The sequence below is a fragment of the Alteromonas sp. ABH4_452 genome (assembly GCF_056311825.1).
Window position 1 is genome coordinate 1,964,957 of sequence record NZ_CM149973.1, and the last position, 25,128, is coordinate 1,990,084.

Sequence of the window (25,128 nt, forward strand, 5' to 3'; positions counted from 1 at the left end):
AGTATTTGATTGAGCGTAAAGCGAGCAACACCATGATTGATAGTCATTGCCACCTCGACTTACTTGCATCAAAAGTAGATCTTCATACTGAGCTGGCAAGTGCCAAAGCTGGAGGCTTCACTCGCATAATGGCACCAAGTATTAACCCACGTTCTTGGGAAGCAATTCAAGCGCTTAGTGAGCAGCACAGCAAACTTTTGCCTATTGATACCGCGCTAGGTCTTCATCCTTATTTTTTGACCGATAGCAATCAAGATAATACAGGTTCTACCACTGACGTACCTGAGCAGGCAATTGATGAAAATCTCGAACAGCTTGAAGCGGCTGCTGCCATTCTACACCCTTCGGTAAAAGCGGTGGGGGAAACCGGTATTGATGGGCACATTGATGTGTCATTGACGCTTCAAAAGAAAGTGCTACACGCCCATTTGAAACTCGCTGATACAAAAGCGCTCCCTGTAATTTTGCATCACCGAAAAAGCCATCATTTGCTACTTGAAGCCTTAAAGCATGCTAAGTATCAAGGTGTTGGGGTAGTGCATGCTTTTTCGGGTAGTGTGGAGGCGGCCAAAGCCTATATTGAGCGAGGCTTTTACTTAGGAATAGGTGGCACGATAACCTATGAAAGAGCGCAAAAAACGCGAGATACCCTTAAGTACCTGCTAGAGCACCACTTCGATAAAATACTGCTAGAGACTGATGCCCCAGATATGCCCATGTACGGCAGACAGGGAACCCCTAATAAACCACAGTATCTATCTGATGTGGTTGATGTAATACACAAGCTTTTCGCTATATCGCCTAAACAAACAATATCCATTACAACACAAAACTATTTTCGCTTGTTTAAAGCAGAATAGAATTGCGATCTCGTGTAAAAGTATCGTGGATACCTGCTTACGTATCTTTGTTCTTTCTCATAGATTCGATGGCTTGTATAAACCAAGGGCGAGATTTATAAAACGCCCGCGTCAGGTAAATGCCTAACATTAAAGCCAAAAACACTAAAATACACGCAATTAACGCCAATTGATAACGCAGGGCAAGGGGACTTTCTAATATTGTCTGCGTATCCATATGAATGTTTACATAGCCTAATACATTATCATTGTTGTCGGTGATCACCCCGACATAGGTGAGCGGCGTCACACCTTGAGACTGGCTCATCGACACAACGCTTTCAATTTGAGGTAAAGGCGCAATGTACCTTCCGTCTTTATCAAACACTGATAGAGCAAGAATATGTGGCTCGTTAACTAAAACGGTGGCAACACTTTCAATGTAGTTTCGTTGGGCAAGGGTACTCGATAGTGAAGAGTCAGAACCTTCTTCGCTTACTTGATTGGCTGCTTGCTCAGCTTCAAATGCGGGGCGAAGTAGTTTAGCGTACTGCCTTGCGATGCTCTCCCCAGAAAAACGAGTTTGCACCGTTAGCCAATCACTTTGGTATTGCTGCAGCAAAAGTATCAATACAATCACCAGCGCAAACACCGTACTTACAATCAGCGTATGAAATAGTCTTTTTAACGCCGTGTAAAGTGAGTGCGAATTGCTTTTTGATTGTGAAGGGGCTTTGCTCAGCACGTTTAACAATGCGTAATTCCATAATTGCTATGATTTGCCTAACAGTAGGGGAAATCTAAATAATTTTAAAGGGGATATTTTATTAGTTAGCCTAATTGGTTAGCATTAGCGCATCATTTGCCAATTACCACAGTCTCTGTGTGCGTTATGAAAGACATATTCACCATCGAAATCAATAATGACGATATTCATCTAGCTTCATACCTGGCAAACATTGTCAGCGCTGAGCACAATACGCAAGCGTATTCCCATACGCTAACTGTAGTCGGACAAGCTATAACCCCATATTTATTAAGAGGCGTACTAGATAAACTCAAAAACGTATTTTCGCCAGTAAGTGCTGCGTTTCATCATTTGCATCAGCAAATGGGAGATGATGCTATCGAAATAAGAGGGCAGGTAATTAACGCAAAGCCTGAGCAAATAAAGTCTTTACTTGGTGATGTCAGTGATGCTTACAACCTTGATGTTGGACTGCAAACCTCGCGGCCGTCTTTGTCTGAACCCGGACTGCTGGTTATGGATATGGACAGCACGGTTATTGCCATAGAATGTATTGATGAAATAGCAAAACTGGCTGGTGTGGGTGAACAGGTTGCCGAAGTGACCGCAAGAGCAATGCGTGGAGAAATTGCCTTTAACGATAGCTTAACGCATAGAGTGGCGTGTTTAGAAGGGGTACCCATTGACCACCTTAATCAAATACGCGACAGCATTCCTATTATGCCTGGCATTCAGACACTGCTTAGTCATTTAAAAAGACACAACTGGAAGCTAGCTATTGCATCGGGTGGCTTTACTTTCTTTGCTGACCATTTAAAAGCAAGGCTGGGACTGGACTATGCGATATCCAACACGCTTTCGGTTAAAGACGGGCACTTATCAGGAAAAGTGGAAGGCGAAATTATTAATGCTGATGTGAAAGCTCGCACGGTAAAAGCGCTGTCTGAAAAGTGGCAAATACCATCGAGCCAAACCGTCGCCATGGGCGATGGGGCGAACGACTTGGTGATGATGGCTGAATCAGCCTTAGGCGTTGCATGTCACGGCAAACCTTTAGTGAATGAGAAAGCGGACGTTGCCGTACGCGTTGGTAGTCTGCACAGCCTTCTTTATTTCTTAGATAAATAGACGCTAAGGGAATTTGAAAGGGAACAGCCATTCCTGCATTCCCACGCTTTGCTAGGAAACTTGCCAGCGCCTTTGGAGTGGACAATTATCTGTGCGGACTGGTATACAAGCGCCAGTTGTTAAAATAATTGGCGCTTAAACAAACTTGAGATTTGTGCTTAGTTTTTTCTAAGCGCAGACCTGAATATGTACGTTAAAATACTGCGTCTTACTTAAGCGTTGGTAACCATGGCTCTAGGTTGTACTGCACTTTTTAGCGTTTTATTCGCCGTAATGTCTTGCATAGTAAAGCCGTATCTTATGAGAACCTCATCGGTGACATCGACAAGATGGGAACAGGCAGCAATACTCCACATTTTCTTTTCTAACTCACGAGCTCTGTGCATAGCGTACATGGTGACGTAGTTAATTTCTGTTTGCAGCATGGTTAAGTCAGGCTTGCCAGTTGTGGTTAGCATAACGTGTATAGCGACAAACTGACCACGCACCATGGCTTCTCTGATAAATGCACGGCGTTGTTCATTGCTTTCAAACTTATGTGAGTAACGAGGAATGATCGCCATTCGCGGCTCTTTTTGAGACGCATCGAAAGATATGAATAGCTCTTGTCGTAAGGGCATATTCTCAAGCTTAACTGCTTTGATACCACTTTGTACGAAAGGAGAGTCTTGCTTTCTATCTCTAAACAAAAACTCTAAATTTACTTTACCGCGCTCTGCGTATTGCGTGGTAAGGGTAGTGATGCGTTCGTCTTGTTTTCCAACAATACACGCCTGCGGAGTATAGCGAACACCTTCTTTACTCATCAGGAAAGATAAGGAGGTCGCGTTTCTTGCATTTATACAACGCAGAGCTTGCCCTATTCCCTCTACTTCTTCTTCATCGTTATCGACTTTAAGGTTGGCCTTGTTCTTTTTGATTAATTCTTCAAAAAAGTTGCGAGCACTTTTGCCCTCGTCGCCAGTTGCTGTCTTCAGGTGGAGGATATTCTTCTCGACATTATGATAAATAATTTCATACTGAAGGTGCATTACGTCGAAGTTGTTCGCTATTTCCTGAAGCCGAGGAAAGGCAATTTCTACTCTTCCCTCCAAACTACCTTTATAATCTTTTGCCAGCTCAATACGAAGACCTAATCCGTGAACTGAGATGTCTTCGCTGATGCCTCTATGGACCGTCGATTCGCCATTAAACCTTGCTTCAATTTGTGTCCTTAGCTGGTAACGGCTTTCAATGCGCTGCTCTTCGTACTTAAAACGGACAATATGAATGTTAGATGCTGCACGATTCCTTGGGTGGCCAAAGATCCTTAAATGCGCAAGGTTGTCGCGATTAAACTTAAGTTCGTTGTACGTCTCTTGCCCTGTTACTGAGGTCACGTCTGTAACATGAGCGAGATAACGCAGGTTTTTAAGTTTTGACATTAAACGAGCAGAAGGCGGTGTATTAAGCTTTTTAACTTTATTGCCAACGGAGTCTGGGATAGAAAGCGGAATATGCGCTTGTTCTGGGACCATGTCTGTCAGGGTTATTTTAAAAACTCGCCAACTCGCTTTTCTTGAGCCAAAACCCAAAAATACACGGGATAAGACCTCTTTTTGCAGTAACTCTTCATAAGAGGCTGAGTAAAAATAAACTTTATCTGTGTGCAAATGGGTAAAGCTGAAGACAAATATTTCACGAACTTCGTCAGATTTGTTTAGTAACCGAGTAAGTCTTTCTTGCGATAACAAGAAATTAAGACGACAGTTTTCTTCTTCGTCTTGCCAATACTGTACCGTTTCTCGGTTTACTTCATTTACCATCGCATAGCGTGGCACCAAAGTTTCGTTGACGACGTCGATAAAAACGGGAAGCGTAGGGCTACGAGGTGAAAAATACTGTTCACAGGTCTTACTGGTTATCGCTTCGATGGTGTTTGTCATATTTACTTTATAGCGGCGTTTATTGCCGTGTATAAAGCTTTCTAGGAACTTATCGAATGCTGGGCTTGGATGAGTCTTATCGCGCTGTAAAGCTAAATAGTTAACATCATTTTTCGTAATGATTTTTACTAGTTTGTAAGCAATGCCATTTTTCTTATCCATGGCAAACTCGTTTTCTAGCCCTCTGAAGTAAATGAAGAGCGTTTCGCCTTTTTTGAAAAAGGCGTCTTTAGACAATTTTATCTGAAGGCCTTCAAGAGAAATATCTACGCTTAAGCCTCGCACAGAGCGGTTCTCAGTGTTAAATATTTCTACGGCAACCGCGAAGTTCATGCGCTCTGTATTGCGCTGCCTATAGTCGAGAAGGTTTACAGTGGGAACTTTAAATTGTTCTAAAACTGCAGAACGTTTTTTAACTTCGGGGTTTTCTTTATCTGCGCGCTCTTGAGCAAGCTCTTTTTCTCGCATTAGGCGGAAGTTATTCTCAGTATTTTGAACGGCCTCGTACACACCGTAAGTGTATCGACCAAATACGCGCAGTTGTTCTTCAAACTTATCAACAGCCACGTCATCCATGTAGTGGCTTCTACCTTCGTGCACATACTTTTTGCACTTTCCGTCAACATGGCCGCGCAAATCTATGGTACGCATGCAAGGTTTAGCTAAACGCTTTACTTCCATTTTAATTAGAAAGCGTTTTTCTTTTGGAACGTCAGAAGCAGTTTGAAGCAATACCTGGTTAAATTCAGGCTCATTAACCATAGGCTTTAGCTGTTCAATAATGTCAGCATATTGCTTTAAATCTTGACTCATGAATGCGCAACTTTGTTGTTTAGTATCATTATTTTAGTTGTTATCGGCAAATCAGCAAAACTCATTAACGTGTAAGTTTGTTTTATATTTTGGGTGTTTTTCTGAACAAAAACTGACCTTAGGATTGTGCTTAATTCGCTGTTATTAAGTGTTAGAATACTCTTTTTAAGCAATGGATAAAACTGGAATATGGCAAAACGTAAAACTGCTTATGTGTGTTCTGACTGCGGGGCCGAGTTTCCTCGATGGCAAGGGCAGTGTTCGGAGTGTAAAGCGTGGAACACGATAAGTGAGTTTGTGGTTGCAAGTGCTAAAAGTGTCGCGCGCCAAACTACATCAGGGTATGCAGGGCAAACCGCCGCCAAAATCGAAACCTTGAACGCAATAGATTTGGAATCGCTTCCACGTTTTTCTTCAACGTTTAAAGAGCTGGATAGAGTGCTAGGTGGTGGCATTGTCCCTGGTGCAGCTATGCTAATCGGTGGGTCGCCAGGTGCAGGTAAAAGTACGCTTTTACTCCAAGTGATGTGTCTGATGGCAAAAAGCGAAACTGCACTTTATGTGACAGGGGAAGAGTCTCTTCAGCAGGTTGCAATGCGTGCCAAGCGTTTAAACCTTCCTGACGATAAATTGATGATGTTAGCCGAAACTAACGTGGAAACCATCTGTGATTTAGCGCTTACGAAAAAGCCTAAAATTATGGTTATTGACTCTATTCAGGTCATGCATGTGTCAGATGTTCAATCTGCGCCGGGCAGCGTATCCCAAGTAAGGGAAAGCGCGGCGTATTTAACGCGCTTTGCCAAACAAAATCACATTGCCATGTTTATTGTTGGCCACGTAACGAAAGACGGTAACTTAGCTGGCCCAAAAGTACTTGAGCACTGTATCGATAGCTCAATGATGCTGGAAGGGGAAAGTGATGGTCGTTACCGTACTTTGCGCAGCCACAAAAACCGCTTTGGTGCAGTAAACGAGTTGGGTGTATTTGCCATGACAGAAAAAGGTTTGAAAGAGGTAAGTAATCCTTCAGCTATTTTCTTAAGTCGTGGTGAAAATGAAACGCCAGGGTCGAGTGTTATGGTCATTTGGGAGGGCACCCGACCGTTACTTGTTGAAATACAAGCGTTAGTGGATTATTCGCAGATGTCTAACCCAAGACGGATAGCTGTAGGCCTAGATCAAAATCGTTTGTCCATGCTGTTAGCAGTACTTCACCGTCATGGTAATGTACAAATGAACGACCAAGACGTATTTGTGAACGTAGTAGGCGGTGTACGCGTCTCTGAAACCAGTGCAGACTTAGCTCTATTACTGGCGATGATTTCCAGCTTTAGAAACCGTTCATTACCGCGAGACTTGATTGTGTTTGGTGAAGTGGGGCTAGCCGGTGAAATTCGTCCGGTTCCCAATGGAACAGAGCGCATTATTGAAGCAGCAAAACATGGCTTTAAACGAGCTATTGTGCCTAAAGCCAACGCGCCGAAACAAGCTATTAATGGCATGAAAGTCGTGCCCGTGGCTCGACTTTCTGAAGCATTAGATGCCTTGGAATAAAGCGAAAGGCATTAATGTTAAAGCTGTCGGAAAGGCGCAAGAAGACGAGTGAAGTACGTCTTTTTGCGCAGTTTAAAGGAGGCGGGCTTTACTGAAGCCAGGCAAAGACTTGTAGTATTTTTTTCTAATTTGGGGCTTGATAAACCGCATTTACCAGCGCATTAAGATCTTTCTCTTCAATACTAGCATCATCGCTGTTTAGTAAGATTAAACGGCGAAGAGCGCTTATACTTTCCACATCCATACGCTCTACTTTACACCCCAAAGAAACAAGCTCCTGCCTGCTGTCAGCGTGGCGATATAACTGCGAGATTGAAAGGGTAATAACAGGGCTGTCTTCATTTGCTTGGAAGGTAGCAACATAAGGTTCATGGCTGTCGAAAGGTAGGTTTGATAATGCGGTTTCCGTTGCTTGGAGTTTTATGCCCTGCAGAGACACGTCGCCAACTACCACATCAATACTGTTGTCATTATGTGCCAGCTTGCCGTTTACATTAAGTGATACCCGTTGGAATTGGCGTTTGTCTGTCATTACTCATATACCTAATGTTTGTCTATGCCCTCAGTATTGGCTAATTAGCGCTCGTTCGCAACGAAAAGCCGCCAAATAAAGAAGCCGCTATCGTTGATAGCGGCTTTTAGTGTCAATTCAGAGTTATAACAAACTACATATCTGATTTTGTGTTATTTAGACATGCGCTTATATTTGAGGCGATGGGGTTCAACCACATCTTGCCCAAACTCCTGCTTCAACCAGCTTTCGTAGTCAGAGTAGTTACCTTCGAAGAAGTTGATATTACCCTCGTCGCGGTAATCCATGATGTGCGTTGCCACGCGGTCTAGGAACCAACGGTCGTGCGAGATAACCATGGCGCAGCCAGGGAATTCCAGCAACGCGTTTTCCAGGGCTCGAAGGGTTTCAACGTCTAGGTCGTTGGTTGGCTCATCCAATAGCAACACGTTGCCGCCTGCTTTAAGCAGTTTAGCAAGGTGTACACGGTTTCGCTCACCACCTGACAGGTCTTTGATGAACTTCTGCTGATCGGTGCCTTTGAAGTTAAAGCGGCTGCAATAGGCGCGGCTGTTAATTTCAAAGTTACCAATGCGAATAATGTCTTGTTCGTCAGAAATTTCTTTCCACACAGTGTTTTCTTCGTTCATGTGGTCGCGGAACTGTTCTACCGCAGCAATCTGAACGGTATCACCTAAATCTATGTTGCCTGAATCAGGTTGCTCAGCGCCAGTAAGCATTCTGAACAAGGTTGATTTACCTGCACCGTTAGGACCAACGATACCTACAATGGCCCCCTTTGGTACTTTAAACGTTAAGTCATCGATAAGTACGCGATCGCCATAAGACTTTTTCAGATTACTTACTTCAATAACTTTGTCGCCTAAGCGTTCACCTGGTGGAATGAAAAGCTCGTTAGTTTCGTTACGCTTTTGGTAATCGCTGGTAGATAGTTCTTCGAAACGGGCCATACGGGCTTTACTTTTAGCATGACGACCTTTCGGGTTTGAGCGCACCCACTCAAGTTCCTGTTTCATGCTCTTCATACGCGCCGTTTCGGTACGCTCTTCTTGCTCTAGTCGGTTTTCTTTTTGCTCCAACCACGAAGAGTAGTTTCCTTCCCATGGAATACCTTCACCTCGGTCAAGCTCTAAAATCCAACCCGCAACGTTATCAAGGAAATATCTATCGTGGGTAATAGCTACCACAGTACCTTCATAATCGTGAAGGAAGCGCTCTAGCCACGCCACTGATTCTGCGTCCAAGTGGTTAGTTGGTTCGTCAAGAAGCAACATTTCAGGTTTTTCTAAAAGTAAGCGGCAAAGGGCAACGCGGCGACGCTCACCACCAGACAGTTTGCTAACGTCCGCATCCCAAGCTGGTAGGCGAAGGGCATCTGCAGCGCGCTCTAGGGCATTTTCTAAGTTGTGGCCATCTTTCGCTTGAATGATAGCTTCTAGCTCACCTTGCTCTTTAGCTAGGGCGTCGAAATCAGCGTCTGCTTCTGCATAAGCGGCATAGACTTCGTCTAGGCGCGTGAGTGCGTGCTTAACATCCGCTACAGCTTCTTCGATATTGCCACGAACATCTTTGGTTTCGTCAAGCTGAGGTTCCTGTGGAAGGTAGCCCACCTTTAAACCTGGTTGAGGACGTGCTTCACCTTCGATGTCGGTATCTACGCCGGCCATAATGCGAAGCAAGGTAGATTTACCTGCACCGTTTAGACCTAGCACACCAATTTTGGCGCCTGGGAAAAAGCTAAGTGAGATATTTTTTAGAATGTGTCTATTAGGTGGGACGATTTTTCCCACGCGATGCATACTGTAAACGTATTGCGCCATGCTCTATCCTCGCTGAATAAGCGGTGAAAAATAAAAAAGTGATTGTGGTCTATTCTACTCGTAACAGGGTAGTTTGTGCCAGTTACTTACGCTTAGGTCTTTGCGGTTGGCGATATTTTAATCACTCATGCCAAAAAGATCGATTTATGCATCGGTTGGCGAGTCGAATTAAGGTAAACTTGCTTTTTATAAGCATGAGTAAACATGGGCTTTAGGGTGAGCTAGCAAGAAGCGATAAAGAACCCAAAGCGATAGACTCAATACTATTCATATTTCTGAACAGGCAATTAAGATGACCGCTATGAATAAACGCATATATAGTCTGGATGAGCTCGCCAAGCATGTAGGTGGGGAAGTGCAGGGTGATGGCAATATCACTATTTCTGCGGTTGGCACACTCTCTGGTGCAGCATCGCATCAAATTTCGTTTCTGACCAACCCAAAATATAAACCACAGTTGAAAGATACAAATGCAGGTGCAGTTATTCTGCACGAGAGCCTTAAAGGTGACAGCCCAGTGCCTGCTTTAGTTGTAGCAAACCCTCATGCAGCCTTTGCGCTCATCGCTCAATTATTCGATACCACGCCAGCGGTTGCTACAGGCATTGCTGAGTCAGCGGTTATTGCGCCGTCTGCACGTATCGGCAGTGATGTATCGCTAGGACACAACGTTATTATTGAAGATAATGTGGTGCTGGGCGATAGAGTCACGGTTGGCGCTAATACCGTTATCCGTAGAGGCACGCATATTGGTGAAGGCTGTACTATCCATCCAAATGTGACCATTTATCACGACGTGGTTATTGGCAAGCGCGTGACTATTCATAGTCAAACTGTAATTGGAGCAGCAGGCTTTGGTTACGCAAACGATAAAGGTGTATGGATCCCTATTCCGCAAACTGGCTCAGTTCGTATTGGTGACGACAGTCAAATTGGTGCGAGCAGCAGTATTGACCGCGGCGCTATGGAAGATACGATTTTAGGCTCCAACGTTATAATTGATAACCAAGTACAAATTGGCCACAACTGTATTATCGGTGATCATTCATGTATTTGCGGCGCTACAGGTATCGCCGGCAGCTGTCATATTGGCAAACACGTTATTATCGGCGGTGGAGTTGGCATCAACGGTCACATTAGCATTTGTGATAATGTTCAGGTGACTGGTTATACCATGATTGTACAAGATATCACTGAATCAGGCGTTTATTCTTCAGGCCAGCCAGCACAAACCAACCGTGATTGGCGCAAAAATACGGTTCGCCTTGCCAAAATTGGTAGTTTATTTGACCGTGTTAAAGCCCTTGAAAAACAGGTCTGATCTCGCGCTGGCGCAGGTATTACGTTAAACCTGCGCCATTTATATTAATTTGGTCATAAAGCGGTATACAAGTAACCGAAAATGACTAGAATATGGCTCGAATTTGAGCAATCAGTGCGTAACGCCATATAAAAACCGCAGTTAAGGAGCCCCCATGTTTTCTCGCGAAATGAATATAGCCGACTTCGATCCTGAATTAGCCGATGCAATGTCTAAAGAGGTTGAGCGTCAAGAACATCACATTGAGCTAATTGCCTCTGAGAACTACTGTAGTCCACGTGTAATGGAAGCACAGGGTTCGCAGCTTACTAACAAATACGCTGAAGGCTATCCAGGCAAGCGTTACTACGGTGGTTGTGAGCACGTAGACGTTGTTGAACAACTAGCTATCGACCGTGCAAAAGCGCTATTTGGTGCAGACTACGCAAATGTTCAGCCACACGCTGGTTCACAAGCAAACTCAGCTGTTTTCATGGCATTACTTGACGCGGGCGATACGGTACTAGGTATGAGCCTTTCTGAAGGTGGTCACCTTACTCACGGTTCGCACGTAAACTTCTCTGGTAAAACCTACAACGCTGTACAGTACGGTCTAAACAAAGAAACGGGCGAAATTGATTATGCTCAAGTGGAAGCGCTAGCTAAAGAGCACAAGCCGAAAATGATTATCGGTGGTTTCTCTGCGTATTCAGGTGTTGTTGATTGGGCTAAATTCCGCGAAATCGCAGATAGCGTGGGCGCATACTTGCTTGTAGATATGGCGCACGTAGCAGGTCTAGTAGCAGCTGGCGTTTATCCAAATCCGCTTCCTCATGCTCATGTGGTAACTACGACTACTCACAAAACCCTAGCGGGTCCGCGTAGTGGTTTGATCCTATCGTCATGTGGCGACGAAGCGATTTACAAAAAGCTTAATAGCTCGGTATTCCCAGGTAACCAGGGTGGCCCACTTTGCCACGTAATTGCAGCTAAAGCTGTTGCCTTTAAAGAAGCGCTACAACCAGAGTTTAAAGTGTATCAGCAGCAGGTTGTTGCAAACGCGAAAGCGATGGTTGCTGTAATGCAAGAGCGCGGTTATAACATCGTTTCTGGCGGTACTGACAACCACTTGTTCCTTCTTGATCTCATCGACAAGGACATTACGGGTAAAGATGCAGACGCGGCGCTAGGCGCAGCAAACATCACGGTAAACAAAAACTCAGTGCCAAATGATCCGCGTTCACCTTTTGTAACCAGCGGCCTTCGTATCGGTAGCCCAGCAATTACTCGCCGAGGTTTCAAAGAAGAACAAGCTAAGCAAGTAGCAACATGGATTTGCGACATTCTAGATAACATGGGCGATGAGTCAGTTATTAAGCGTGTTCAAGACGAAGTGGTTGCTCTTTGCGCACAATTCCCTGTTTATAAATAAATAGGTTTGTGTTTTATTGCGTACTTTGGTACTAATGCTGGACTAACTAGTCTAGGTTCAATTTAAATACCTAAGTACGCAATATTTAAGGAATATTCATGTTTTGCCCGTTTTGTTCAGAACAAGAAACAAAAGTTATTGATTCTCGTTTGGTTGCAGAAGGGCAGCAAGTGCGTAGACGCCGTGAATGTATGGTGTGTCACGAGCGCTTTACGACCTTTGAAAGTGCTGAGCTCGTCATGCCCCGCGTGATAAAGCGCGATGGTTCACGTGAACCATTTAATGAAGATAAACTTCGTGCAGGCTTGCAACGCGCACTTGAAAAGCGCCCTGTTAGCACTGAAAAAGTTGAACAGTGCATCCTTTCACTGAAGTCACAGTTGCGTGCAACGGGTGAGCGTGAGGTGAGTAGCGAGTTGCTCGGCAACCTCATAATGAAAGCCCTAAAAGAACTCGACAAAGTTGCCTATGTCAGGTTCGCCTCCGTTTATCGTTCCTTCGAAGACATTCGTGAATTTGGAGAAGAAATAGCGCGATTAGGGGACTAGGTCGGGCACACCCAAAACCTCAGGCACTTAGGGCTACAACAGGAATCCAAGTGAACCACGATACGGTTAAAAATGATTATTTTTGGATGGCAAAAGCCATTCAACTTGCCCAACAAGGGCGCTATACCACTTCTCCTAATCCTCGCGTTGGTTGCGTAATTGTTGACGAAAACAATCAGCTAATAGGTCAGGGATATCATATCCAAGCTGGCACTCCTCACGCCGAAGTACACGCATTAAGACAAGCATCTAACGCACGAGCGCAAGGCGCAAAAGGCGCGACAGCTTACGTTACCCTTGAGCCATGCAGTCATTTTGGACGCACACCGCCTTGTGCGGTGGCTTTAGTTGAAGCAAAAGTGGCGCGAGTGGTTATTGCCATGACCGACCCTAACCCAAATGTATGCGGTAACGGTATCAGCATCTTACAAGAGGCGGGTATTGAGGTGGTCAGCGATGTGATGGCTGCAGAAGCTGCAGCATTAAACCCCGGATTCATCAAACGCATGCTTACTGGCAAGCCTTTCGTTCGCGTGAAATTAGGCATTAGCCTGGACGGGAAAATAGCCCTTCAAAACGGTGTAAGTCAGTGGATTACTGGACCCGAGGCAAGGCGAGATGTGCAGCGCTATCGCGCGCAAAGCTGTGTAGTGTTAACGGGCTCCGGGACGGTAAAAGCGGATAATCCTAGCCTGTTGGTGCGAGAACAAGAGGCACAGTTCACTGATTATCCTCTAGAACACATACGACAGCCTGCTCGAGTTGTCGTTGATGGCAAAAGCAAGCTCAGTCGAGACTACGTGTTGTTTAACGACGGCAATATTACCTTAACGGCTACTTCCCATTCCCATCCTGATACGGCAACACAGCACTACCTAGTGGTAGATGAAAAAGACGGTAAACTCAACTTACATACACTAATGTCGGCATTAGGCGATAAGCAATATAATGAAGTGTGGGTGGAAGCGGGCCCAGGCTTAGCCGGAGCATTGTTGCAAGAGGGGCTGGTGGATGAGCTAATTTGCTACCAAGCGCCTAAGCTTTTAGGTGAAAAGGGAATAAGTATGGTTAATTTGCCAGCGTTTACGTCATTAAATGAATGTATTTCGCTTTCGCTTATTGAAAATCGTCAGGTGGGGAACGATATTAAGCTTATCTTTCGCCCTGATGTTAGCAACACTCGTGGTTAACGCGATTAAAGAGGAACTTTATGTTTACTGGAATTATTCAAGCGCTCGGTACTATTAAAAAGCTTGATAACCGTGGCAACGATATTCGCCTAACCGTTGCGTCACCTACGCTTGATATGTCTGATGTCGCACTTGGCGACAGTATTGCGACCAATGGTGTTTGTTTAACAGTGACTGATATGGGCCCCGATTATTACTGCGCGGATGTATCGGCAGAAACCATCAAATTGACCGGGTTTGCACATTACAGTGCAGGCTCAACCGTTAACCTTGAAAAAGCGATGCGCCCTAGCGACCGTTTAGGCGGTCATATCGTGTCAGGTCACGTGGACGGCGTGGGCGAGGTTACGCAAATTATCAAACACTCAGACTATGTCGAGTTCTGGGTAAAAGCACCTGAAGCACTAGCGAAATACATTGCGCACAAAGGCAGTATCACCGTCGATGGCATCAGCTTAACCGTTAACGAAGTCAACGGCGCAGAATTTATGCTTTGGATTATTCCTCATACGTTACAAGAAACAATTATGGGAAGCTATAAGGTGGGCACAGCGGTAAACCTAGAGGTTGATGTTATTGCGCGCTATTTAGAGCGATTAATGCTAGGCGATAAAGCCTCAGAGCCTACAACTAAAGGCATCGACATGGCATTTCTTGCCGAGAATGGATTTTTAAGAAAATAACCCTACAAGAAGCACACAACATGGCATTTAACACTACACAAGAAATAATTGAAGACATTCGCCAAGGTAAAATGGTTATCTTGATGGATGATGAAGATAGGGAAAACGAAGGTGATTTAATCATGGCGGCTGAGCATGTCACGCCAGAAGCCATTAACTTTATGGTTACCCACGCCCGCGGCTTGGTGTGTTTGCCGATGACCCAAGAGCGCTGCCGCACGCTAAATCTTCCTTTGATGGTTGATAAAAACGAAGCGCAATTTTCTACCAACTTCACTGTGTCTATTGAAGCTGCAACTGGCGTTACCACTGGTATCTCAGCGGCCGACCGTGCGACAACAATCAAAGCTGCTGTAGCGAAAGACGCGAAAGCGACAGATATTGTGCAGCCTGGTCATATTTTCCCATTAATTGCGAAAGACGGCGGCGTACTGAATCGCGCAGGTCACACCGAAGCAGGTGTAGACTTGCCGCGTTTAGCAGGATTAGAGCCAGCTGGGGTTATTGTAGAAATTCTTAATGAAGACGGCACTATGGCACGCCGCCCAGAGCTAGAGAAGTTTGCGGCAAAGCACAACCTTAAAATTGGCACCATTGCTGATTTAATTGAATATCGCAACTTAAACGAAACGACTATTCAAAAAGTAGCGCAGTGTAACATGCCGACAGAGTACGGCGATTTCGAGCTGCACACGTTTAAAGACAGCATCGACAACCAACTTCATTTCGCACTCAAAAAAGGCGAAATTAAAGAAGATGAGCCGACACTTGTACGTGTACACCTTCACAATACGTTTAGTGATCTTCTAGGCTCTACCCGCGGGATTCATCGCTCGATGACGCTTGCAGATGGCATGCGCAAAATTTCAGAAGACGGTGGCGTATTGGTGCTATTAGGTAAAGAAGAGCATATTGAAAGTCAGGTACGCCGCTTTGCCGCAGAAGATAGAGGCGAACGACCAGCTGGCGCTGACTGGCAGGGGTCGTCACGCACTATTGGTGTGGGCAGTCAAATTCTAGCGTCAATGGGCGTACACAAAATGCGACTTCTTAGTAAGCCAATTAAATATCATGCACTTTCAGGTTACGGCCTTGAAGTAGTTGAGTACGTGCACGACTAGTACTTGGTACAAGTTCTTTGTTGAATCCCTTGGCGCACACAAATAGCGCTATTGACGTGAGGGTTTGATGAACTAGAGTGGGACAGCAGGCTCGGTTGTGAACCCTCCACCGCATGGATGCGGTGGCGGAGCGTACAGGGATGTATTTACCGCGTGTTCACAACCGAGCCAGCTGGCCCAATCCACTCACGTCAAAAATACGAATGTAAGTTAAAGAAACAATCGATTTAGTTTGGGCGCAGTTGTGGTATACTTCGCGCCGTTTTTTCTCGAGGAATGAATCCATGCAGGTAATTGAAGGTAATATCAGAGCAACCGGTAAGAAGTTTGCTATCGTTGTATCACGCTTTAATAGCTTTGTTGTTGAAAGCTTACTAGAAGGTGCGTTAGACACGCTAGAGCGTCACGGTGAAGTAAGCGATGACGATATCACGGTAGTACGTGTACCTGGTGCTTACGAGTTACCTGTTATTGCTAAGAAATTAGCTGAGAAGAAGTCATTTGACGCCATCATCGCTCTTGGTGCAGTTATTCGTGGCGGCACGCCACACTTTGATTTCGTAGCAGGCGAGAGCAACAAAGGTCTTGCGCAAGTATCACTTGAATACGGCGTACCTGTATCATTTGGCGTAATTACAACAGATTCAATTGAACAAGCTATCGAGCGTTCGGGAACCAAAGCGGGCAATAAGGGTGCAGAAGCTGCACTTGGCGCGCTAGAAATGGTTAACGTTATCGATGCTGTTGAAAAGCTTTAAGGTAAACATTAAGTGAAAGTTTCAGCTCGTCGTAAAGCCCGTGAACTCGCCCTTCAAGGTGTGTATTCATGGCAAATGAGTCACAACGATATTCAGCAGGTTGAACTGGCGCTAGCCACCAGTAACGACATGCAAAAGGTAGACATGGCGTATTTCCAAGCCCTGCTTCGCGGTGTTGCACACAACGCAAGCAACCTTGATGCAACCATTAAACCTTACCTTGGCCGTTTGCCAGAAGAGTTAGACGCTATCGAAAAAGCTATCTTGCGCATTGCGACGCTGGAACTCACTGAGCGCATCGACGTACCTTACCGTGTAATTATTAATGAAGCGATTGAGCTTGCTAAGGCATTTGGCGCTGAAGAAAGCCATAAGTTCATTAATGGTGCACTGGATAAAGCAGTGCGCACGTTGCGCAAAGACGAGCGCGACTAACCTTACCGTGGCGGCATGGATTGCCGCTAAAAGGGTTTAAAAATTACCGTGAAAGAATTTGATCTTATCGGCCGCTATTTTTCAAACAGTGGCCACAAACGCAAAGACGTTGTTATTGGTATTGGTGATGACTGTGCTGTAACAACGGTTCCTGAAAACCAACAACTTGCCGTTACTACAGATACCCTTGTCGCAGGCGTGCACTTTTTAAAAGATGCACCGGCCAAGTCTGTAGCCTACAAAACCGTTGCTGTTAATTTAAGTGACCTTGCCGCTATGGGGGCTGAGCCCGCATGGATCAGCTTGTCTTTGTCACTGCCTGAAGTAGATGAAGCCTGGTTAGATGACTTTGTATCTGGATTGTACGAGCTTACTCAGTACTATTCTGTCCAGCTTATCGGTGGCGATACAGTAAAAGGCCCTATGGCGTTTACTATTACTGCACAAGGTTTTATTCCGCCGGGTTCCGAACTAACGCGCAGCGGCGCGAAGCCGGGCGATTGGCTTTACGTTACTGGAACACTAGGTGATGCAGGAGCGGGCTTAGATATTCTGCAAAAAAATCTCAGCGTAAGTGGTGAAGCGAAAGACGTTTTGGTTAATCGCCATTACTTCCCAACACCTCGTGTTGCTGTGGGTACGGCGATTCGTCGTATTGCAACGTCTTGCATTGATATCTCTGATGGCTTGATTTCAGATTTAGGGCACATTTTAAAAGCGTCTAATTGCGGTGCGAATGTTCATGTAGATCGTTTACCACTATCACGAGCACTAACTAGTGCAGTCACACCTGAGCAAGCCATTGAATATGCACTATCCGCTGGCGATGACTACGAACTTATTTTTACTGTAAGTGAAGAGCAGCGCGGAAGCCTAGAAACTTCGTTGGCAAGTACGAATGTAAAAGCCACGTGTATTGGCCAATTAACCGGGCATAGCGGTTCACTTTCGTTGCTAAAAGATAACGAAAAGTATACGCCAGCTAATGCTTCTGGCTACGAGCACGCCTTTTAGGCAAACCACATCATACAATAGTAAATAAAGGAAGAAGCATGCAGGCGGAATATCGCGCTAGAGTGAGTATGAAAAATCCAGTTCATTTTCTCGCACTCGGTTTTGGTAGCGGGCTTGTTCCTTTTATGCCAGGTACATTTGGCTCTCTTGCTGCACTACCGCTGCTTGTAGCGTGCAGCCAGATCTCTGTGGTTTCCTTCATCGCGCTTACGCTGATATTTTCAGTGGTAGGTATCTATCTATGTGGCAAGACTGCAGATGATATGCAGGTACACGATCACGGCTCTATTGTGTGGGATGAAATAGCGGGCATGTTTATCACCTTTCTATTTGTACCTATCTCAGCGTCATCTTTACTCGTGGGCTTTGTTCTGTTCAGACTTTTCGACATCTTAAAGCCTTGGCCAATAGGTATTATCGACAAGCGCTTACACGGCGGTACAGGCATTATGCTGGATGATATTCTTGCTGGTGCCATGGCGTGTGGCTGTTTACATTTATTAATGGTGTTCTGGCCAGCAGCTCTGGCGTTGTTCTAGCTAAAAGTAAAGACTCAGGGCCGCTCTCATAGATTGGCGACTGAGAACGATTAGGCAATGAAAACTTAGGCAATAAAGTGTCAGGCAATAGCGAAAATACATAACGAAAAAGCCCGCAGTTTGCGGGCTTTTTGATCTCTGGCTTAAATGAAAAACATAGTAATCGCTCTTACTAAGGTAGTTTTATAGCTTATTGGCCAGCTGTAAAACTATTTGCTGCAGCAATAATACCTTCAGCATCTAAGCCGTGCTCTTTATACATTTCCTGTTGTGTACCTTGCAGGATGAAACTATCAGGCAGACCTAACATTTTAACTGCCTTAAGAACACCATTTTGCTGCAAGTGTTCAAGCACCGCACTGCCAGCTCCACCCATAATACAGCCGTCTTCTAACGTGATAAGGGCGCTGTGTTCACTGGCTGCCTTTAAGACTGCCTCGCCGTCTAACGGCTTAATGAAACGCATGTCGATGACGGTGGCATCAATAGCTTCTGCAGCTTCAAGCGCGTAGGGCAGTAAGCAGCCGAAATTCAAAATAGCAACGCTTTCAGATTTATCTTTAGAGGTTTCTCGACAAGTACGTGATTTACCTATTTTAAGTTCAGTCATGGCTTCGTCAGGCGTGACGCCCATGCCCGCGCCACGAGGGTAGCGGACTGCTGCTGGCTTTTGTAGCTTGTGACCAGTATAGAGCATTTGACGACATTCATTTTCGTCTGAAGGTGCCATGACGACCATATTTGGAATGCAGCGAAGGAAAGCAATATCAAACGCGCCTTGGTGAGTAGGGCCATCAGCGCCCACAATGCCCGCTCTGTCTATAGCAAATAATACCGGCAAGTCTTGAATTGCCACATCGTGGATAAGCTGATCGTAAGCGCGCTGAAGGAACGATGAATAAATCGCAACAACCGCGTTCATACCGTCTTTGGCAAGACCGGCGCCAAAGGTCACAGCATGTTGCTCGGCAATGGCAACATCGAAGTATTGTTCGGGAAAACGCTGAGAAAACTCAACCATGCCAGAACCTTCACGCATTGCAGGTGTTACAGCCATTAGTTTTGGGTCTTGGGCGGCCATATCACATAGCCATTTTCCAAAAATAGCAGAGTAGGTTGGGGCAGAGGGCTTCGATTTTGGCAGAGCATTATCTGCCGGATTAAATTTTGGCACCGCGTGAAATTTAATAGGGTCTTCTTCAGCAACGGCGTAGCCCTTACCTTTCTTTGTCACAACATGTAAAAGCTGAGGACCTTCAAAGTTACGCATATTGCGAAGGGTATCGACTACAGCGTTCACATCGTGACCATCGATAGGACCAATATAATTAAAGCCCAACTCTTCAAAGATAGTACCGGGCACAACCATACCTTTAAGGTGCTCTTCTGCGCGGCTAGCGAACTCTTTAATAGGTGGTACGTTGCTTAGTAGCTTTTTGCCGCCATCCCGTATTGAGTTGAAAAAGTTACCCGTTAGCAAACGGGCTAGGTGGCTGTTTAACGCCCCTACGTTTTCAGATATAGACATTTCGTTGTCATTAAGTACAACCACCATGTCTTTTTTGATATCACCTGCATGGTTAAGGGCTTCAAACGCCATACCTGCGGTCATTGCGCCGTCGCCAATAACAGCCACCACTTTGCGGTCTTCACCTTCTTTTTCTGCCGCTACGGCCATACCCAGCGCAGCGCTAATCGATGTGGAAGAATGACCCACAGCAAAGGTGTCATAGTCGCTCTCAGGCGGCCAAGGAAATGGGTGTAGGCCATTCTTTTGACGAATGGTACTCATGCGCTCTGCTCGGCCCGTCAGGATTTTATGAGGGTAGGCTTGGTGCCCTACGTCCCACAACAAACGGTCAAACGGTGTGTTGTATACATAATGTAACGCGACAGTAAGCTCTACCGTGCCTAAACCGGAAGCGAAGTGACCACTGGTTTGGCTTACGCTATTAAGTAAGTACTCACGCAACTCATCGGCGAGCTCGCGTAATTTATCCTGGGGCAGCTGCCTCAATTTTTCAGGTGTTTGCGCAAGCGCAAGCGTTGGGTAATGTTGGAGATCTAAACTCATGTACTTATTATCTTTTTCAACATGGCGCGTGGCTAATGGTCACGTTTCACCAAAAGCTCGCTAAACGCAATTAAACTGTCGATATTGTAGGGTAAACGCGTCAATGCTTGAAGTGCATTATTGTGAAGCATTTCTAATTCTTGTTTAGCGCCAGCCATTCCGAGCTTGGCGGGAAACGTGTTTTTACCCAATGCTTCGTCTGACCCTGCCGGTTTACCTAATTTCTCGCTGCTGCCTTCAACGTCTAAAATGTCGTCTTGAACTTGAAAAGCTAGCCCGATATCGGCGGCATAAGCCATTAAGTCAGTTTTAGTTTGTGGCAATAAGCCTTCACTGACAATAGCGACCATTTCAACACAGGCCTTCAGCAAAGCCCCAGTTTTTAGTTTGTGAAGCTGTTTCAGTTCTTCTATCGAGATGGCTTTACCTGTACTGGCAAGGTCAATAGCCTGGCCACCACACATGCCTACGTAGCCAGCACTTTTTGCGAGTACAGACAATAACTGACCACGCTTCGTTTCGGCGTACGCACTTAGTGGCGCATCGGCTAAAACCGTGAATGCGAGGGCTTGCAGCGCGTCGCCAGCTAAAATAGCCGTAGCTTCATCAAAGGCAATATGACACGTTGGCATTCCGCGACGTAAATCATCATCGTCCATGGCTGGTAAATCATCATGAACTAACGAGTAGGCGTGCACGCACTCAATAGCCATGCTTATAGCCATCTGATCTTTTTTGGGCACGTCTAACGTGTTTCCTACAACCTGCACTAGTAGTGGGCGCATGCGCTTGCCACCTGCAAGCAATGCGTGACGCATTGCATCTTTAAGGCGCGGTGCGTAATCGGGTAAATCATCAATTAAGGTAAGAAGGGATGCATCAGTTTGCTGTTTCACTTGCTGATGCAAAGCAGAAAAATTCATAGGTCGCCTGTAAGTTAAAAATGAACGTTTTACGGCTGTTCACTTTCAGGAAGAGTCTGAAGCGTTTCTTCGCCTTGTTCACTAAGCAATATTTTTACTTTTTGCTCGGCGTTTTCAAGTGATTGCTGGCCTTGACGAGATAACGCTATGCCTCGTTCAAATTTTTCCAGTGCTTTATTAAGAGGCAGATCACCGTTTTCCATTTCGTTAACGATAGCTTCTAGTTCTGATAAAGTTTCTTCAAAAGACGCTGATGCTTTTTCTGTCGTCATAAAAACACTCAATACATTGGCCAAAATACGTGTACCGCGCACATTAACTGAGGGCCGCACAAGGGTCAAATGGTTTGTCCGTATATCGCCTATATCACAGTAATATAGCTTTTTTTTCATGCAGCTGACCACGTTGAATAGGAAGATATTGTGCTATATTCGAAATAAGTGGCTACATTACTTTAAATAGAAGGGTGCATGCGTGTTCTGATAGGTAGGCGAACGCTGTAAGCAAGGACGATGTATAGCAAACCTTTGAACAGGTTTTTTTAAAGTCACACTTAATAAAAAACAAATAAATATGATATTTTTCAATAATGTCGTTTTAGTATTTTTATCCTTTGCCGATAGAATATTTGTACATTAACAGCACTGACTGCGCATAAATGGGGAAGAGTGAGTGGATTTAGCAACCGTCATAGGTATGTTGGGCGCCATTGGTTTCATAGTTATGGCTATGATTCTAGGCGGCAGCTTAGGCATGTTCATCGACGTCCAATCAATATTGATCGTGTTTGGTGGGACTTTATTTGTTGTCTTGTCACAATTTACTTTAGGTCAGTTCTTCGGTGCAGGTAAGATTGCTGGCAAAGCCTTCATGTTTAAAATTGAATCGCCAGAAGAGCTCATTGAGAAAATTGTAGAGATGGCGGATGCCGCGCGAAAAGGCGGCTTTTTGGCTTTAGAGGAAGCGGAAATCTCGAACGAATTTATGCAGAAAGGCGTGGATATGCTAGTTGATGGCCACGATATTGAAGTGGTCAGAGAGACACTTGCTAAAGATATTTCTATGACGTCAGAACGACATGATTTTGGCGCCTCGTTTTTTAAAGGTATGGGCGATATTGCACCCGCCATGGGTATGATCGGTACCTTGATTGGTTTGGTTGCCATGCTATCAAACATGGATGACCCAAAAGCTATTGGCCCTGCAATGGCGGTAGCACTACTTACCACCCTTTATGGCGCTTTTTTCGCTAACGTCATCTGTTTGCCAATAGCATTCAAACTTTCAGTGCGAGCAGGGGAAGAAAAGCTCAATCAAAGCCTTGTTCTTGACGGTATTGTCGGTATCGCTGACGGTCAAAACCCTCGAGTTATTGAAGGCGTACTGAAAAACTACCTTGCTGCAAGTAAGCGTGGAAGCGCAGAGGAAGAGTAATGGCCGAAGAAGAATGCCCAAAATGCCCCCCCGAGGGGCTTCCAGCTTGGATGGGAACCTTCGCAGACTTAATGTCACTGCTTATGTGCTTCTTTGTACTTTTGCTTTCATTCTCCGAAATGGACGTACTCAAATTTAAGCAAATAGCGGGCTCAATGAAGTTTGCATTCGGTGTGCAAAACAAAATTGAAGTAAAAGACATTCCTAAAGGGACCAGTGTTATTGCTATGGAGTTTCGACCTGGTAAGCCTGATCCCACGCCAATTGAATCTATTCAGCAGCAAACCAACGAAATGACTCAGCAAATGCTAGAATTTCAAGCGGGAAATGAGGATTCAGCCGGCGGCAGGCAAAAGCAGCGTGGCGAACAACGGGGCGGTCAGTCTCAACAGACGGCTACTGAGTCATCTTCATCCGCTGAGCAAAGCACTGACCAATCTCAAATGGCTGAATTGATGAAAAAAGTGGCCCAACAATTAGAAAAGCAAATTTTAGATGGGTCGGTTGAGATGGAGTCGCTGGGGCAGCAGCTTACTATTCGTATTCGCGAGAATGGTTCGTTCTCAGCAGGGTCTGCTTTCTTGCAGCCACAATTTCAGCCCGTATTAAGAAAAATTGGTGTGCTTTTAGCGGATGTACCTGGAGAGATTGAGATTTCGGGTCATAGCGATGGTCAACATATTGCAAACGAATTATATCGCTCAAACTGGGATTTATCATCACAACGGGCAGTAGCGGTGGCCGAAGCTATGCGGACAGCGCCTGGGTTTGATGAAAGCCGTATGTCTGTGGTTGGCAAAGCTGATACTAATCCTATCGTTGAAAATGCCACGACCGCGAGTGATAGAGCTAAGAATCGCCGAGTGGAAATTAATATTAACCAAGGTAAACCAATGATATCCAAACCCATATCAGTGGTAGACGATTAAGCGGTACTCTTTTGAATTACAATATCCACTAAAAAGCGGTGCCATATGGCACCGCTTTTTGGTTTAAAATTGCTTGCTGGGTACTCATACCAATCCGCATAGATAATTACCTACCCAGCAACGACAATCAAACTCTGGCTAGTTCTTCTCTGTACTGAGGTTTAGATATAACAAGTTGTACAGTGCTAATGGTTCTTTCTAGAAAGCCACCTTCGCAATATTTGAGGTAATAGGTCCACATACGCATAAAGCGCTCGTCGTAACCATCACTCAATAATTCATCTTTAGCCGAGATAAATGCTTCATACCAATGGTTTAGCGTTTTTGCATAGTCCACACCAATGTCATGTAAGTCACGGATCATCATGTTCGTGTACTTTTTAAGATGGGCATTTAGCTGGTATTGCGATGGTAAAAAACCACCCGGAAAAATGTATTTCTGTATGAAGTCTACGCTGTTTGAATAGCTATCATAACGTCTATCGTCAATGGTTATCGACTGAAGCAACATAAGACCGTCGTCTTTTAAAAGAGAAGCACATTTTTCAAAGAAGTTACCTAAATACTGTTTGCCAACCGCTTCAATCATTTCAATGGATACTAGTTTGTCGTATTTACCTTCAAGCAAGCGATAATCTTTTTTAAGTAAGGTAATTTTACTTTCCAATCCTTCCCGTTCAATCCAATCTTTCGCCCATGCGTGCTGCTCTTCTGAAATAGTCGTGGTGGTGACACTGCAGCCGTAGTGTTTCGCAGCATAAACTGCAAGGCCTCCCCAGCCAGTGCCTATTTCTAAAAGGTGATCTGCTTCAGAAAGTTGTAATTTGTCACAAATAGCTTTTAGTTTGTAGTTCTGCGCGTCGTTTAGCGTTGCATTCGGGTCAGGGTATATAGCTGATGAATACATCATTGTTGGGTCAAGAAAGCGTGTATAAAGCTTATTACCCAAATCATAATGTGCTTCAATGTTCTTTTTAGCTTGGTCTTTTGTGTTTCGACGCGCAAAATGCTGAATTTTATTAATGGGCATGGTTAGCCACTTAAACTTATTTTCCCACTCATCAAGGGTGGGTAAGTTCCGTGCGAAAATCCTTACTACGGCTGTTACATCGTCACTGTCCCACAACCCGTCCATGTACGCCTCGCCAGCGCCCACACTGCCGCCAAGTAACAACTGTCGATAGGCTTGCACATTTTTGATATTTACCGTAGCGCGCAAGTCACTTTCGTCTGTGCCGAAACGCGCCACGACATCGCCGTTTTCTTGAATAGTTAAGCGACCAAATGGAAGCTGATTTAAACACTTCAAAAATAGTGTTCTACAAGTTTTATCTACAAAAGAGACCTCTGAGGTGGTCAGTAGTACAGATTCACCGAAAGACATTG

23 protein-coding genes are annotated in these 25,128 nt (G+C 45.0%); 15 read left to right on the forward strand and 8 right to left on the reverse strand.

The window, feature by feature from the left end; genetic code table 11:
• Nucleotides 1-32 precede the first annotated feature (32 nt).
• The gene (locus ACYX4N_RS08370) at nt 33-860 is read left to right on the forward strand and encodes a TatD family hydrolase (RefSeq protein ID WP_476056232.1); all 828 of its coding nucleotides are present in this window, start codon (nt 33-35) and stop codon (nt 858-860) included.
• A 37-nt stretch (nt 861-897) separates the two neighbouring features.
• On the opposite strand, the gene ACYX4N_RS08375 is transcribed toward ACYX4N_RS08370, so the two are convergent.
• Complete coding sequence (locus tag ACYX4N_RS08375) at nt 898-1,479, reverse strand: hypothetical protein (protein WP_476056233.1); 582 nt, start codon at nt 1,477-1,479, stop codon at nt 898-900.
• A gap of 252 nt (nt 1,480-1,731) precedes the next feature.
• Between ACYX4N_RS08375 and serB the strand changes: the two genes are divergently transcribed.
• Nucleotides 1,732-2,715, forward strand: a complete 984-nt coding sequence (serB, locus tag ACYX4N_RS08380) for a phosphoserine phosphatase SerB (protein ID WP_476056234.1) — start codon at nt 1,732-1,734, stop codon at nt 2,713-2,715.
• Between the two features lie 212 nt (nt 2,716-2,927).
• Here serB and ACYX4N_RS08385 read toward each other — a convergent pair whose 3' ends face one another.
• Complete coding sequence (locus ACYX4N_RS08385; protein WP_476056235.1) at nt 2,928-5,453, reverse strand: PilZ domain-containing protein; 2,526 nt, start codon at nt 5,451-5,453, stop codon at nt 2,928-2,930.
• Nucleotides 5,454-5,642: 189 nt separating this feature from the next.
• Between ACYX4N_RS08385 and radA the strand changes: the two genes are divergently transcribed.
• Nucleotides 5,643-7,010, forward strand: a complete 1,368-nt coding sequence (gene radA, locus ACYX4N_RS08390; RefSeq protein ID WP_476056236.1) for a DNA repair protein RadA — start codon at nt 5,643-5,645, stop codon at nt 7,008-7,010.
• A gap of 124 nt (nt 7,011-7,134) precedes the next feature.
• Here the strand turns inward: radA and ACYX4N_RS08395 are convergent, their stop codons facing one another.
• Both ACYX4N_RS08395 and ettA read right to left on the reverse strand, forming a co-directional pair.
• Entirely contained in the window at nt 7,135-7,542 is a 408-nt protein-coding gene (locus tag ACYX4N_RS08395) for a PilZ domain-containing protein (RefSeq protein ID WP_476056237.1), read from the reverse strand.
• A gap of 152 nt (nt 7,543-7,694) precedes the next feature.
• The gene (ettA, locus tag ACYX4N_RS08400) at nt 7,695-9,362 is read right to left on the reverse strand and encodes an energy-dependent translational throttle protein EttA (protein ID WP_179983992.1); all 1,668 of its coding nucleotides are present in this window, start codon (nt 9,360-9,362) and stop codon (nt 7,695-7,697) included.
• A gap of 292 nt (nt 9,363-9,654) precedes the next feature.
• Here ettA and lpxD point away from each other — a divergent pair, with 292 nt between their 5' ends.
• The 10 genes from lpxD to ACYX4N_RS08450 all read left to right on the forward strand — a co-directional run bounded on the left by lpxD (nt 9,655) and on the right by ACYX4N_RS08450 (nt 18,382).
• Entirely contained in the window at nt 9,655-10,683 is a 1,029-nt protein-coding gene (gene lpxD / locus ACYX4N_RS08405; RefSeq protein ID WP_476056238.1) for a UDP-3-O-(3-hydroxymyristoyl)glucosamine N-acyltransferase, read from the forward strand.
• A 154-nt stretch (nt 10,684-10,837) separates the two neighbouring features.
• Nucleotides 10,838-12,094, forward strand: coding sequence for a serine hydroxymethyltransferase (gene glyA, locus ACYX4N_RS08410; RefSeq protein ID WP_476056239.1), 1,257 nt, complete (start codon nt 10,838-10,840; stop codon nt 12,092-12,094).
• A 98-nt stretch (nt 12,095-12,192) separates the two neighbouring features.
• Nucleotides 12,193-12,642, forward strand: coding sequence for a transcriptional regulator NrdR (nrdR, locus tag ACYX4N_RS08415; protein WP_012517538.1), 450 nt, complete (start codon nt 12,193-12,195; stop codon nt 12,640-12,642).
• 50 nt (nt 12,643-12,692) lie between these two features.
• Nucleotides 12,693-13,832: a bifunctional diaminohydroxyphosphoribosylaminopyrimidine deaminase/5-amino-6-(5-phosphoribosylamino)uracil reductase RibD gene (gene ribD / locus ACYX4N_RS08420; RefSeq protein WP_476056240.1), complete on the forward strand. Its 1,140-nt coding sequence runs from the start codon at nt 12,693-12,695 to the stop codon at nt 13,830-13,832.
• 20 nt (nt 13,833-13,852) lie between these two features.
• The gene (locus ACYX4N_RS08425) at nt 13,853-14,515 is read left to right on the forward strand and encodes a riboflavin synthase (RefSeq protein ID WP_476056241.1); all 663 of its coding nucleotides are present in this window, start codon (nt 13,853-13,855) and stop codon (nt 14,513-14,515) included.
• Between the two features lie 20 nt (nt 14,516-14,535).
• Nucleotides 14,536-15,636 carry a bifunctional 3,4-dihydroxy-2-butanone-4-phosphate synthase/GTP cyclohydrolase II gene (gene ribBA / locus ACYX4N_RS08430; RefSeq protein ID WP_474833105.1) on the forward strand — a complete coding sequence of 367 codons (1,101 nt, stop codon included), beginning with the start codon at nt 14,536-14,538 and terminating at the stop codon, nt 15,634-15,636.
• Nucleotides 15,637-15,920: 284 nt separating this feature from the next.
• Nucleotides 15,921-16,394: a 6,7-dimethyl-8-ribityllumazine synthase gene (gene ribH / locus ACYX4N_RS08435; RefSeq protein WP_025255832.1), complete on the forward strand. Its 474-nt coding sequence runs from the start codon at nt 15,921-15,923 to the stop codon at nt 16,392-16,394.
• 12 nt (nt 16,395-16,406) lie between these two features.
• The gene (gene nusB / locus ACYX4N_RS08440; RefSeq protein ID WP_014979773.1) at nt 16,407-16,829 is read left to right on the forward strand and encodes a transcription antitermination factor NusB; all 423 of its coding nucleotides are present in this window, start codon (nt 16,407-16,409) and stop codon (nt 16,827-16,829) included.
• A 48-nt stretch (nt 16,830-16,877) separates the two neighbouring features.
• A complete protein-coding gene (gene thiL, locus ACYX4N_RS08445; protein WP_474805829.1) occupies nt 16,878-17,843 on the forward strand; it encodes a thiamine-phosphate kinase in 966 nt (321 codons plus the stop codon).
• 38 nt (nt 17,844-17,881) lie between these two features.
• Nucleotides 17,882-18,382 (forward strand): phosphatidylglycerophosphatase A family protein, encoded by a 501-nt coding sequence (locus tag ACYX4N_RS08450; protein ID WP_269917340.1) that lies wholly within the window; start codon nt 17,882-17,884, stop codon nt 18,380-18,382.
• A 190-nt stretch (nt 18,383-18,572) separates the two neighbouring features.
• Here ACYX4N_RS08450 and dxs read toward each other — a convergent pair whose 3' ends face one another.
• From dxs to xseB, 3 genes are read right to left on the reverse strand one after another with little or no spacing between them, the layout of a single operon-like run.
• Nucleotides 18,573-20,456: a 1-deoxy-D-xylulose-5-phosphate synthase gene (dxs, locus tag ACYX4N_RS08455; protein ID WP_476056242.1), complete on the reverse strand. Its 1,884-nt coding sequence runs from the start codon at nt 20,454-20,456 to the stop codon at nt 18,573-18,575.
• A 32-nt stretch (nt 20,457-20,488) separates the two neighbouring features.
• Nucleotides 20,489-21,379: a farnesyl diphosphate synthase gene (locus ACYX4N_RS08460; RefSeq protein WP_476056243.1), complete on the reverse strand. Its 891-nt coding sequence runs from the start codon at nt 21,377-21,379 to the stop codon at nt 20,489-20,491.
• Nucleotides 21,380-21,408: 29 nt separating this feature from the next.
• Nucleotides 21,409-21,651 (reverse strand): exodeoxyribonuclease VII small subunit, encoded by a 243-nt coding sequence (xseB, locus tag ACYX4N_RS08465; RefSeq protein ID WP_136782332.1) that lies wholly within the window; start codon nt 21,649-21,651, stop codon nt 21,409-21,411.
• A 400-nt stretch (nt 21,652-22,051) separates the two neighbouring features.
• On the opposite strand from xseB, the gene pomA reads away from it, so the two are divergent.
• Both pomA and ACYX4N_RS08475 read left to right on the forward strand, forming a co-directional pair.
• Entirely contained in the window at nt 22,052-22,813 is a 762-nt protein-coding gene (gene pomA / locus ACYX4N_RS08470; RefSeq protein ID WP_012518934.1) for a flagellar motor protein PomA, read from the forward strand.
• On the forward strand, nt 22,813-23,742 hold the full coding sequence (locus tag ACYX4N_RS08475) for a flagellar motor protein MotB (RefSeq protein ID WP_118493432.1): 930 nt from the start codon (nt 22,813-22,815) through the stop codon (nt 23,740-23,742). The genes pomA and ACYX4N_RS08475 overlap by 1 nt, the downstream gene beginning before the upstream one ends.
• A gap of 127 nt (nt 23,743-23,869) precedes the next feature.
• Here the strand turns inward: ACYX4N_RS08475 and ACYX4N_RS08480 are convergent, their stop codons facing one another.
• Nucleotides 23,870-25,126 (reverse strand): class I SAM-dependent methyltransferase, encoded by a 1,257-nt coding sequence (locus ACYX4N_RS08480; protein ID WP_476056244.1) that lies wholly within the window; start codon nt 25,124-25,126, stop codon nt 23,870-23,872.
• Nucleotides 25,127-25,128 lie beyond the last annotated feature (2 nt).